Consider the following 12424-nt stretch of genomic DNA (forward strand, 5'->3'; position numbering starts at 1 on the left):
GTGTAGCACTAAATTACAACCTTGCCAAGCAAGTTATTTAACCTCTTGGCAAACAGGCTCGCATCATCCATCTCCTCGCCCTCTATGATACAAGCTTGATAGAACAATAAGTGGATCATATCCTCCAATGTTGAGTTTTCACCATCTTCAGCATAAGATTTCATTATGCTTTTTATTACAGGATGTTTAGTGTTGATTTCGAGTACCTTTGGTGTGCGGTAATTCAGCTGTTTTTGCTCACGTAAAAAACGCTCCATTCTAAGATCCATTGCACTCTCGTCAACTGCCAAACATACAGGACTATCGGTCAATTTTTTGGAAATTTTTACGCTTTTCACTGAACTGCCAAGGACCTTAGTGAAATACTCTAATATAGAATCTGTATTTTCTTCGCTCTTTTCTTCATCTGATTTATTTTCTTCGTCTTTTTTCTCAGAGGAGAATTTTTCCAAATCAACATCAGCACGAGTTACGGACTTAATTTTCTGGTCTTTATATTCATGAATTACGCTAGTCCAGAAATCATCCACTGGATCAACAAACAGAAGAACCTCCAACCCTTTGCTGATAAACCCTTCAAGTTGTGGACTATGTTTTACCGAATCCAAGCTATTGCCTGTGAGGTAATAGACGTGCTCCTGCTCAGGCTTCATTCTGCTTATATAGTCATCGATACTAACCAGCTTATCATCACCTGTACTATGAAATCTGCAAATTGAAAGTAGCGCTTCTCTTTCGTCGGTTGGCATAGCTTCGCAAAGACCTTCTTTCAATACTGCGCCAAAATTGGTCCAGAATTTCGTGTATTCCTCTAAATTTTCTTTTGCCTTTTTACCAAGTTCTGATATCACGCGTTTAGTGAGGGATTTTCTGATTTGCTCAATAACAAGATTGTTCTGCAGTGTTTCTCTGCTGATGTTAAGAGGCAAATCCGGTGAGTCAACAACACCTTTGAGAAAACGTAAGTACTGTGGTATAATTTGTACATTATCCTCAGTGACAAACACTTTATTTACATATAATTTCACGGAACAACGTCTATCTGGGTGAAATAAATCAAAGGGCTTGATAGAAGGGACATAAAGCAAATTTGTATACTCTATTGCTCCTTCATTTTTGTTGTGCAATATCATCCAAGGCTCCCCACCAACATGTGCAACACTGCGGAAAAAATTGTTGTGCTCCTCTTGAGTGACGTTGTTTTTCTGCTTAGTCCAAATTGCAGCCTTGCTGTTTAGCTTTTCACTTTTTCCTTCTTCATCTATAAACTCAACGGGAAAATTTATGTGATCTGAATAAGTAGTAACGATATTTTCAATGCGAAATTTGTCTAAAAACTCATTTTCTTCAGGACGCATAACCAGGGTAATTTTGGTTCCACGAGGGATTTGATCATCTAATTTGCTGATTGAATACTCTCCATCTCCTCTGGATCTCCAGACCCAAGATTTCTCTTCTCCCGCCTTCCGAGATTCAACTATAACTTCTGAAGTAACCATAAAGCTCGAATAAAAACCAACTCCAAATTTCCCGATTAACTCTACAGTTTGGCTTGAACCCTTGCTACTTTTAATCGCCTCCAGAAATTTTTGTGTACCAGAACTAGCGACTGTACCAAGGTTATCTATTAAATCCTGCCTATCCATCCCGATGCCGTTATCAGTGACATATAGTTCATTCTTATCTTTACTAAAGCTAATGGTGATTTTTAACTCATCACTTGAATCTAGCAAGTTAGGGTTTAGTTGAGATTCGTAGCGCAATTTGTCACATGCATCTGATGCATTTGATATTAACTCACGTAGAAAAATATCCTTATTGGTATAAAGCGAATGAATTACTATATTCAGCACTTTCCCTACTTCAGCATCAAATTTTAAATTTTCGGTTTCTTTTACGTTATGCATTTTGAGCTCCATTATTAGCCTACTGCCTATGTAATTTAAGTATTACACTGCGATCTTTCAAGGTCACGCACACCAAAATAAAACTTCTTACATAATCATATCAAATCAGTTTTGGCAGCACAAGCACATACCAATATAAAAAAACTACTTGACAAATTCCTTCGGCCCACTTACCATAATATTGAAGCTATTTATCTTCGCAATCTGTGTAGGTTGGTAACAAAAAATTTAGGTATTTAGCGTCTCGTGTCTTTATAAAACTTCTGGCTTTCAAGCTGAAACGCGCTTATAAGTCGTTTAAGACAGTATGGAACATCAAATAGACAAGGAAGAATTTGAATGCTAGCTGCTCTGTTTTTTTTGCCTTTTTCTATTTAGTAAATTTCTTAACATTTGCAGTTTTGGTTATTTGCATTTAAAAGTAGCTGAATCGTAGTGTTGAGGGTAAAAACGCCGATATTTGAAGTACATATAAATAATTAGCCGTCGACCGGGGCTTCTTTTGTCTTTTTCTCTATTTAGTAAAGTTTTTAATGTTTATAGCTAAAGCAATTTTAGAGCACACAAAAAATGCCAAAAATAATTGCCTTTAGTTTAAGTTAAGCAATAAGTCTAATTGTAGCTATAATTACTACAGCATATAATTTATAGGATTATTGCATAGTCAAATGCTTTTTCAAATCACTAAAGTCAAGAGGATCATCTTTCACGACTCGTGCTTATTTCATTCACTTTAGGGGTGTTAACAGGCGTTGTTGCTGGATTTTCAAGCTTTGTTACTTGTTCTAAGCCCTTGTTTATGCTTTGGCCTTAACTTAAAACTTTATCAAAGTGCTTGCTCTGTTAATGACCATTCACCACTCTAATTTCTAGACCAGGACTTTGTGCTGAAAGACTCACTAGGTTCGATACTATATTCCTTACCATTAATATTGAAGTTAATTGCATGAGCAACATTGGAAGAAGTTGTATTTTGTTGCAGATTTTGCTTTGTCCCAGGACTGTCATATGTAATACTAATGTTAAGAGCTTTGTCCTGATAATTAAAAGCCTTTCCTGGTTCTAAATTGAATTCTTTCCCGTTTATATTTATGTAAAAGCTCTTATCGATACTTTATTTATTGTATTTCATTATTTAATGTATTTTTTTGAGCCGCTCCTTCCATATTGTAGGTATTTTACATGCCCTTTTATCTTCACTTAAAAGTTTTTCTAATATCTCCTTAGCAAAGCATTTTAGAAGACTAAAAAGACCTACTTCTTTTTGATTTTCTTGAGGTGCATTATCCTTTTTGTCTTGTCCAAGCTTTTTATTATTCAATTTCTTTCTTTTAAGATCCCTTTGTCCACTCCATTTAAAATTCTTATCTTTCGCTGGAGTGTTTCCAAGAGTTTCAGCTAATTCTGAGGAGCCCTTACTGACTGTAGGGCTAACAGCCTGTGACTTAAGCTCTGATGGAATTTGAGCCTCCAAACTTACAGGTGGTTGTGTGTCTGTTTGCATAAAAGTTTCTCTTTGTCCACTTCGTCCAAACTTTTCACCTTCTGCAGCAGTTTCTTTAAGATTGCCGTTTGCTTCTTGAAACTCTGGATTATCACACAACTCCTCAACCCTTGGTGGTTGCATATCTGTTTGAGTGGAAGCTTCAGCGATTTGCGCATCTTGCCTAGCTTCTTGCGGTAATTTATCATTACCACCTAATTTGTTTATTTTACTCGCACCAAACTCTTTTCTTAGCTCTTGTGTTGATCATCTAAGTTTATCTATTTCTTTGTCGTTCTGTCTTTGTTGTTTTTCAAGCTCTTTGTTTAATTTTGCAATATTTTCCATCTTATTTTCGAGCCTGCACTTTTCACAGCCTTTAGAGCTTCTGTTCCTTCTGTGATATAATTAACCTTTATCTTCTAATGAAGTACTTTCTGAAAATGTGCCTGAAAACGTACAAAAACATCTTTAAATTTTTTTGAGATGTATTCTCTTAACTTTTTAGCCATACCTACTCCTAATAAAGCATATAAAACCAGTGTATTAGTTTATTATGTAGAAATGGTTATAACACAATCTGCAATAAATAATGTTTCTTGTGAGCATCAAGAGCGTCCTATTTATATTTTTTTATCAAAATGTTATTTACTTGTTAACCTGAAATACGTAACAATGTAGAAATGAAAAACAGCCCATTAGCAGTAGTATTCGATTGGGATAATACCTTAGTTAACACCCAAGACAATATTTCTAATGCCATTAAGTATACCTTAGACTCAATGGGATACAGTAATAAAGCCGCTGATAGAAATTCCCATGAGTCAAGAAAGAGCTACATGGTCAATTTATTTGGCGATCAGTGGAAAAAAGCAAATCAGATATACCAACAATACTTAGACAATGCGTTATTGCAAAATATTACCCTAAATCAAGGAGTAGAGAAAATGTTGCAGACGTTGAAAAGCCATAATATCTATCTAGCAATAGTGAGTAATAAGAAAAACATTAATTTACGTGAAGAAGTTGCCTATTTTAAGCTAGACTCTTACTTTGAGAGAGTAGTTGGTTCATGCGATACTGCAGAAGATAAACCATCTGCAACTCCACTGCTATTTGCACTAGAGGAGAGTACATTGCCTATAAATAGAGAAAATGTGTTTTTTGTTGGTGACAGTATTACAGATATTTTGTGTGCACAAAATGCCAATTGTTTACCTATTATATATGGCCAATCAATAAGTGGGTACGAAGATTTGTTATGCTTTCAACATTTTGATAAACTTACAGATTTTATAATAGAATGTTTAAAAGATAGGTAATGACTGCTGTTATAGAAATTGCAAGTATCAAAAGGCGCTTTTGTGCATATTTAATAGATGTGGCAATTTTATTAATTCCAAACTTATTAATCATACTATTGTTAGAGAATTTTCCGTTAATTTTATATCTATCATATATGTGTGTAAATTGCAGTTACTTCACATATTTTATATCCTCAGCAGCTCAGGCAACCCCCGGTCAGCAGTTAATGAACATACATACCATAAGCCTAGGCGGTTCTAAAATAGACTTGAGTTTAGCATTTGATAGAAGCATTTCTCAGTTTTTTCTTCATCTATTGAACAACGTAATAGCTATCCTCATAGAGCTTTTCCAAGAACAAAACGTGTTAGCAAGCGCTTTAAGCATACTGGGAGTAATGATATTGCTGCTCACCTTTTGCTGGTATTTAGTGGCTTGCTTCTCTCAAAAGAAACAGACATACCATGATATGCTGTTTGATACGATTGTTGTGAAAGGAGCTATCAAATAGATTAAATCTTTTACATACTCAATTTATGGTAAGAAATTTTCGGGAGAAACGCTTGGAAGTTGCATGGCAAAGTAAAAACACAGGGTAGTGTGCTACACATGTGGTGTGCCCGGTAGGATTTGAACCTACGACCTACAGCTTAGAAGGCTGCTGCTCTATCCAGCTGAGCTACGGGCACCAACGTATATAAAATGCTTCTTAACACATATGAAGTCAAGGTATTTCATGTAAATACGATGTTCATAGTAATTCTTGCAAGACCTTATCGTTCCAGCGTAGATGCAACTTTTTCTGTGTTTTTGGTCAAGGTGACAGAGTTTAAAAAATAAGTTATTTTTATTCTTTAATGAAAGACAGCCCATGGGTATTAAAATTGCACCTTCTATACTTTCAGCAGACTTTGCAAAATTAGGTCAAGAAGTAAGAAAAATTAGCGATTTAGGTGTAGATTATATACACATAGACGTTATGGATGGAAATTTCGTTCCGAATATTACAATTGGTCCGGGTGTTATTTCTGCAATACGTAAGTATAGCAATCTTCCTTTTGATGTACACTTAATGGTTAAATCTCCTGGTGACCATATTGAAAGCTTTATAAATGCTGGTGCTGATATTATCACTATACATGCAGAAGCAGAGATACACCTTGAGAGACTGGTTAGGAAAATAAAGTCATACAAAAACGCAAACAATACAAAAAAAACAGTTCAAGTTGGAGTTTCGATTGTTCCTTCAACTTCTCCAAGTGTGCTTGAGTATATAATACATGAACTAGATATTGTGCTGATTATGGCAGTCAACCCTGGATTTGGAGGACAGGAGTTTATCCATTCGCAGCTATATAAAATATCTGTTGTGAAAAAAATGATACGAAAGTATAATCTTAAAACGCAAATTTCAGTGGATGGTGGAGTGAGCGCCCTAAACGCAGCCGATATAACAAAAGCAGGTGCAGATATCTTAGTCGCTGGGTCAGCAATATTTAGAGCCGCAAATACAAAAAAGGCTATAAACGACCTTAAAAACCCATTGCTATAGCTGTCTTAACCTCTAGTTGAGAGACAAATCAACAGCCGATATCATTCCAGTACCTAGTACTAGGATGAAGTAGGTAATACAAGAAATCTACTCTCAATAAAAGCTTGATGATGAATCATCACTACCAAATTGTGGTCTGTTACTTCTATTACTGAAGCCGGAACGAGAACGAGTAGGTCTCTTACGATGCCCAGGTTTTTTATTGAATGAACTATTATAATAATCCTTATCACTTGAACCATCTTTCTTTTCTTCGTTATAGAGCTCGCCTTCAAAAAATTCACCTGTCTCTTGATCAACGCGACGCCTTGACAATTTTGGACATCCACCTTTTTCAAAATCAATTACCAGCGCTTTGAAAACATCACCCTGTTTAAGTATATCTTCAATAGACTCTATGTGCTGATTAGCCACTTCACTTATGTGCATTTTTCCTTTTCTCCCATTGAAAAGTTCAAGCTCTACAATAGACTTATCTATTTTGATAACCTTAGCATCAATTATTGCACCTTGCTCTAGTTCTGTTATTGAATCAATCAACATATTTTTTGCAATTTCAGCTTCAGTGCTACTCATGGCAAACACAGAAACTTTGCCATCGTCTCCTATTTCAATTTTTGCATTACTCCTTTCACACACACTGCGTATATTTTTTCCTTTAGCCCCAATAGCCGCAGAAATTTTATCTTTATCTATGTAAAATGATACCATTCTTGGTGCATGACTTTTGACGTCATCGCTATGTTCTGAAATCACTGCGTTCATTTTTTCTAAGATATGCAACCTTCCAGCCTTTGCTTGCTTCAAAGATTTTTCAACAATTTCAAAGCTTATACCAGAAATTTTCATATCCATTTGCAGTGCTGTAATTCCTTCACTAGTTCCTGCTATTTTAAAATCCATATCGCCAAGATAATCTTCATCACCCAGGATATCGGAAAGTATTGTATACTCATCTTTATCTTTGATGAGGCCCATGGCAATTCCAGCAACAGGAGCCCTTATCGGCACGCCTGTATCCATTAAGGCAAGGGAGGTTCCGCAGACTGTTGCCATAGAAGAAGAACCATCTGATTCCATAATTTCGGATACTACTCTTATTGTGTAAGGAAATTCGGATTTATCAGGTAAAACAGGATGAATTGCTTTCCAAGCAAGTTTACCATGGCCTATTTCTCTTCTTCCTGGTGCACGTATAGCAGAAACCTCTCCAACAGCAAATGAAGGAAAATTGTAATGCAACATGAAATGCTCACGCCTATCACCTTCAATGTCATCTATAATTTGCTCGTCTTGTGTAGTACCAAGAGCAGTAATAACCAGCGCCTGAGTACTACCTCTTGTAAATAATGCAGAACCATGGGTCCTGGATAAAATGTCAACTTCAACCTCTATCTGACGTATTTCATCGTGCTTACGACCGTCTATCCTCATACCTTTCTTTTTAATTATCTTGCGCACTAAGGATCTCTCAAAGCTTTTTATTGCATATGTAATTAATTTCTCATCTTTTCCAGCTTCCTTAAGAGTGTTTAATATATCGCCTCTGAGCGCTTCTAAAGTTTGAGCTCGCTGTTGCTTTACTGTTTGTGAGTACGCATTCTCAAAAGCTTTACTGTACTTTTCAAGATCCTGCGTTATGTCTGACATATCAATAAGAGCGAGGCTCTTAGGTTTCTTGCCAATTGTGTCAGCAAATTCTTTTATAAGCTTAATGACGGGTTGAAGGTGTTCATGACCAAATTTTATTGCGCTTAGAACGTTTTCTTCAGAAAGCTCCTTTACCTCTGATTCAACCATTAAAATTGAATGCTCGTCACCAGATAAAAATAGATCTAAGCTGCTTGCTTTCATTTCTTGAACAGAAGGGTTGAGTACATAGTTGTTATTTTCATCACAACCAACCAAGGCTCCAGCTATGGTAGAGTAAAAAGGAACACCAGAAATTGCAAGGGCAGCAACAGTACCAATCAATGCTGGTACTTCAGGAGGATTGACCGTATCATAAGTTAATAAATTGCACACCACGCTGACTTCGTCATGAAAACCTTCTGGGAATAGCGGTCTTATACTTCTATCTATCACCCTTGAAATTAAAGTTTCCCTATCAGATGGCTTACCTTCTCTTTTAAAAAAGCCACCGGGAATCTTACCCATGGCATAGCTTTTTGCAATAAATTGTACATTTAGAGGCAGGAAATCGACATTTTCTTCCTTCTTTTTACGTACAACAGTTACTAAAATGGAAGTATCCCCATAATTTACAACCACTGAACCATCAGCTTGACGTGCTATTTTCCCAGTTTCTAAAGATAAGGTACGACCACCCCAGTCTATAGATTTTTTTATAATTTCAAACATACAAAATTCCTCGATTATTTTCTAATGCCTAACTTCTCTATTAACTCCTGATAGGCCTGATTGCCAAACTTACGCTTTATATAATTTAAGTGTTTGCGCCTTCTACCTATTAATACGAGTAACCCACGCTTAGAGTGATGGTCATGCTTGTGCACTTTAAAGTGCTCAGTTAAGTTACTGATCCTTTCGGTTAGAATAGCACATTGTACAAAAGATGAACCTGTGTCATTTTCTTTAATTGCATATACATTTATTAAGTTCTTTTTCTTTTCTGATGTTATTGGCATCTAAACCTCATTTCAAACATTAAAAACACGAATAGGTTTTACACAACCATAAGTAAAACTGCAGATTGCAACGGGTGTATTACCCACTGTCGTACAAAAAATATCATAATTCTTTAAATTATACAAGTTATTTAATATGATTTCCTGACCTTTTCTGATTTTCTCTGCTTCCTCTGCAGAAATTTCAACCTTGAACGTTGATTTTAAAGCTGATGAGATGGGGATAATGAAACTTTTTGCATTATTCTCTATCATTCCATCATCTTCTATTATCCCAGTGCTTGACATCCATTCTTCTTTTTTTCTGGATTCCAGAGTCACGCGCTGGAATGACACCGAAAAGCGAATTTTTTCAACAAGTTGTTCAATTGTTACTGATCCGGTTTCTCTAAAACTACCTACCATGGTCCTTCTTAGTTGTGTAATATGTCCAAAGCAATTTAATGCGATTCCAAGATCTCTCGCAATTGACCTCACATACGCACCACTACCGCATAGCATAGAAAAATCAGCACTGTTATTCATGGCGTCAACAGAGACCAACTTAAGTTCATATATTCGTACTAAGCGGGGTTTTATATTCGCTTTTTGCCCACTTCTTGCCAATTTGTATGCTCTTGTCCCATCGACTTTTATTGCTGAGAATTGAGGAGGAGTTTGTGCTATCTCACCAACAAAGTTCTTGATCGCACAGCTTATTTGGTTATACTCAGGTTTTATGTCGCTAGCCTTAATAGTATCACCATCTAAGTCGTCTGTGGTTTTTTGCTCTCCCCATTTTATTGTGAAATTGTATGCCTTTAAGTTGCAGGATAGATACGGTATAGTTTTTGTTGCCTCGCCAAGGGCAATTGGCAACACACCTGAAGCTAAAGGGTCAAGTGTTCCAAAATGACCAGCTTTTTTAATTCCAAAAATCTTTTTAACTCGAGCTACAACTTGCGCAGAACTAATTCCTATTGCTTTGTCGAGATTCAGCCAACCATGTATCATATATCAACTGTACGTGATTAATAGCAATTTAGGAAGCAACTCAGAATATACTTGTTTTATTAAATTATTATAAAAAAAGACTTGACTAACATATGTTATTAGTATATATTTAAGTTTTTATTAGTCATATTTTTAAGAGGTTATTATGCCAGACACAAAAAATCAAAACACACCAAGCATATGGAAGTGGGAAAATACTGCACCTATAACAAAGATGGGTATCGAAGTTGTAGTTGCAGCTGCAGCTGTGACAATAGCAGCAACCACTATTTATGCTACTGCAAAGGGAGTGGCACTTTCTTCGACATTCTTAGCATATCTTGCTAACCCTTGGGCAATAGCAATAATAGCCTTTGTTGCTGCCGCATACCTTATTGCAACAGCTATTTCTTCATGTCAGCAACTGCGTTCAATGGAGGGAGTTCAAGGTAAAGCTGGTAAGGACGGTAAGGACGGTAAGGACGGTAAAGACGCAGACTTCTCTACTCTTGTTGGTGATGCGGTAAAGGATGCTAAAATTGTTGAAAAGGAAGTTACAGAGAACAAAGAAAGCGTTAAGAAATTGTATCTGGAGCTTTCAGATGACAATCGTAAAGTATTGCTAGGTGAGAAGGGTGAGAAAGATCTATACGTGATCTTCAAAAACAAAGAAGGCGGATACACATCCATACGACTTAATTATAAGGTTGAAGATAAAGGTGTTGTTGTGACTAACGATTTTGTTGAATTGAAGGAAACGTTAGGTAAAACTAAAGAAGCTGCTTCATTAAAAGTTACAGTAAGTAACAAAAGCCATGAAGCTTTAAAAAGTGACGTATCAGCTAAATTGCAAGAGGTTGCAGTAGATGCGGCTATATTTGGAGCGCTGAAAAAGTAAAGTTAATATTAAAGAGAGGTAGAAATGTTCTGCCTCTTCCTTTTCCCTTTTACTTAGGCTTGTAAAGTTGATGTAGTCTGTTTCAAGCCTTCAATTATATCTTTATCAAGAATCTATTGTTTCTGCCTTTTTTAGAAGATGTTGTCCAAGATGCAAAATCGGAAAGCAGGTTATGCGAGAGATTCTTCAAATGTGTGACTTCAACTCTTCAGAGTATAAGCTTTCCAAGCCTACCTTATAGTTAGGATAAACTAGAGAGGTGACAAGATCTCTTTTCACTTTAACATTACTTACTTTTTTTGACCCTAAGTAAAAACTCTGTGCGCATTCAGGCAAGGAATAAACCTCCACTGGTTCTGGAGCACTAACATTCAGAAGTTTTGCTGCGTATGTTACCACTTCAGATTGTGTAGCGGGCAAGTCGTCCGCACAATTATATATTTCACCAGGTTTTATGCTTTGCATGGAAGAAAATAGAATATTCGATATATCTTCAACATGAATACGAGAAAAAAAATGCCCTTCTTTTCGTACGTTTCTTGCTTTATTAAGTTGTAAATCAACTAATACGTTTCTACTTGGACCGTATATTCCAGCCAAACGAAAAACATGAACAGGTAAATTACTATTTAGCCATTTCTTTTCGGATCTGAGGCGATTCTCTCCTCTGTTTTCTATAGGTTTTGTTTCAGATTCTTCCGTAACCCAATTACCAGTGTGGTTGCCATAGACATTAGTTGCAGATAGATAACCAAGCCATTTGACATTTTGAAAGTAATGGCCATATCTCTCCAGCGCATCATCGCTACCTGGCGGGATGGAAATCAAAACATGTGTTACATCTTGAAACGCATCCTCGCTTACTTTGTCGTAATTAAAGAAATTAACGTCTTGTACGTCTTGATTCTTTGAGGTACCACTAACCTTCCAACCTAAATTCAGTAACTTTTTCGATAGAAACCTAGCTACATATCCATAACCGAAGCAAAACAAGTGCATGAAAATTAGTTTTTGAAGTTTTTCTTAATAAATTCTATACCCAGTCTTATTCCTTCTTCATTGATAATGTGACCCAATGTATGAATTGGGTGTCCCTCAACATTTATTCCATTTTCTTTCAGAGCTCTAACTGCTAAGCCAAGAGAAGAAAAAGGTACTACATCGTCAGCATCACCATGGATAATGCACATGTTGGGCTTTGATTTGATCTCTGGTGCAACTTTTGAAGGCAAAAGAAACCTACCAGAATATGCAACAACCGATGCACAAGATTGAGAACGGGTAAGAGCTGTGTGTATTGCAAGCATTGCTCCCTGGGAAAATCCAATCAAAGAAAGCTGTGCATCATTTAAGCTAAGCTCTTTTAACTTCGTATCAATAAAGTGATTTACTATCAATGCAGCACTTTTTGCTCCATTATATAGCACTTCCTCACTGCGATCCTCTAGGCTGAACCATTGATAACCGTCACCTATTTCCCTTTCAAATGGAGCATTTGGTGCTATAAAACATGAATCAGGTAAAGATTTGCTCATAACTTTAGCAAGGTGAACAAAGTTGTCACTGCTTGATCCCCAGCCGTGTAAGCAAACAATTAAATTTTTCTTATTTCCACTCTCACAAATTTCCGGGCCTTTAAGTTCAATCATTTTTTTCTTT

General features: G+C 36.4%; 13 protein-coding genes and 1 tRNA gene. 5 read left to right on the forward strand and 9 right to left on the reverse strand.

The features are described from left to right. Window positions 1-8 precede the first annotated feature (8 nt). The 3 genes from htpG to IHO40_RS00340 all read right to left on the reverse strand — a co-directional run bounded on the left by htpG (window position 9) and on the right by IHO40_RS00340 (window position 3534). Window positions 9-1907, reverse strand: a complete 1899-nt coding sequence (htpG, locus tag IHO40_RS00330) for a molecular chaperone HtpG (RefSeq protein WP_225536211.1) — start codon at window positions 1905-1907, stop codon at window positions 9-11. 843 nt (window positions 1908-2750) lie between these two features. Beyond that, a complete protein-coding gene (locus IHO40_RS00335) occupies window positions 2751-2915 on the reverse strand; it encodes a hypothetical protein (protein WP_225536212.1) in 165 nt (54 codons plus the stop codon). Between the two features lie 127 nt (window positions 2916-3042). After that, the gene (locus IHO40_RS00340; RefSeq protein WP_225536213.1) at window positions 3043-3534 is read right to left on the reverse strand and encodes a hypothetical protein; all 492 of its coding nucleotides are present in this window, start codon (window positions 3532-3534) and stop codon (window positions 3043-3045) included. 539 nt (window positions 3535-4073) lie between these two features. Here IHO40_RS00340 and IHO40_RS00345 point away from each other — a divergent pair. Together IHO40_RS00345 and IHO40_RS00350 are read left to right on the forward strand one after the other, a co-directional pair. Beyond that, a complete protein-coding gene (locus IHO40_RS00345; protein ID WP_225536214.1) occupies window positions 4074-4712 on the forward strand; it encodes an HAD family hydrolase in 639 nt (212 codons plus the stop codon). Continuing rightward, window positions 4712-5206, forward strand: coding sequence for an RDD family protein (locus IHO40_RS00350; RefSeq protein WP_225536215.1), 495 nt, complete (start codon window positions 4712-4714; stop codon window positions 5204-5206). Before IHO40_RS00345 ends, IHO40_RS00350 begins: the two co-directional genes overlap by 1 nt. Window positions 5207-5307: 101 nt before the next feature. Here the strand turns inward: IHO40_RS00350 and IHO40_RS00355 are convergent. Then, a tRNA-Arg gene (locus IHO40_RS00355) sits at window positions 5308-5384 on the reverse strand. 13 nt (window positions 5385-5397) lie between these two features. Between IHO40_RS00355 and IHO40_RS00360 the strand changes: the two genes are divergently transcribed. Further along, complete coding sequence (locus IHO40_RS00360; RefSeq protein WP_225536216.1) at window positions 5398-5535, forward strand: hypothetical protein; 138 nt, start codon at window positions 5398-5400, stop codon at window positions 5533-5535. A gap of 31 nt (window positions 5536-5566) precedes the next feature. Continuing rightward, the gene (rpe, locus tag IHO40_RS00365; protein ID WP_225536217.1) at window positions 5567-6247 is read left to right on the forward strand and encodes a ribulose-phosphate 3-epimerase; all 681 of its coding nucleotides are present in this window, start codon (window positions 5567-5569) and stop codon (window positions 6245-6247) included. Window positions 6248-6340: 93 nt separating this feature from the next. Here rpe and pnp read toward each other — a convergent pair whose 3' ends face one another. The 3 genes from pnp to truB are packed head-to-tail and all read right to left on the reverse strand — an operon-like array spanning window position 6341 to window position 9885. Beyond that, the gene (gene pnp, locus IHO40_RS00370; RefSeq protein ID WP_225536218.1) at window positions 6341-8608 is read right to left on the reverse strand and encodes a polyribonucleotide nucleotidyltransferase; all 2268 of its coding nucleotides are present in this window, start codon (window positions 8606-8608) and stop codon (window positions 6341-6343) included. A 14-nt stretch (window positions 8609-8622) separates the two neighbouring features. Then, complete coding sequence (gene rpsO / locus IHO40_RS00375; protein WP_225536219.1) at window positions 8623-8895, reverse strand: 30S ribosomal protein S15; 273 nt, start codon at window positions 8893-8895, stop codon at window positions 8623-8625. 12 nt (window positions 8896-8907) lie between these two features. Continuing rightward, on the reverse strand, window positions 8908-9885 hold the full coding sequence (gene truB, locus IHO40_RS00380) for a tRNA pseudouridine(55) synthase TruB (protein WP_225536225.1): 978 nt from the start codon (window positions 9883-9885) through the stop codon (window positions 8908-8910). Window positions 9886-10033: 148 nt separating this feature from the next. On the opposite strand from truB, the gene IHO40_RS00385 reads away from it, so the two are divergent. After that, window positions 10034-10765 carry a hypothetical protein gene (locus tag IHO40_RS00385; protein WP_225536220.1) on the forward strand — a complete coding sequence of 244 codons (732 nt, stop codon included), beginning with the start codon at window positions 10034-10036 and terminating at the stop codon, window positions 10763-10765. Window positions 10766-10951: 186 nt separating this feature from the next. On the opposite strand, the gene IHO40_RS00390 is transcribed toward IHO40_RS00385, so the two are convergent. Beyond that, window positions 10952-11764: an SDR family oxidoreductase gene (locus IHO40_RS00390; RefSeq protein ID WP_225536221.1), complete on the reverse strand. Its 813-nt coding sequence runs from the start codon at window positions 11762-11764 to the stop codon at window positions 10952-10954. 5 nt (window positions 11765-11769) lie between these two features. Next, the gene (locus IHO40_RS00395; RefSeq protein WP_368666741.1) at window positions 11770-12414 is read right to left on the reverse strand and encodes an alpha/beta hydrolase; all 645 of its coding nucleotides are present in this window, start codon (window positions 12412-12414) and stop codon (window positions 11770-11772) included. Window positions 12415-12424: the final 10 nt, after the last annotated feature.

Origin of the sequence: Wolbachia endosymbiont of Mansonella ozzardi (assembly GCF_020278625.1) — a bacterium.
Classification (GTDB): Bacteria; Pseudomonadota; Alphaproteobacteria; order Rickettsiales; family Anaplasmataceae; genus Wolbachia.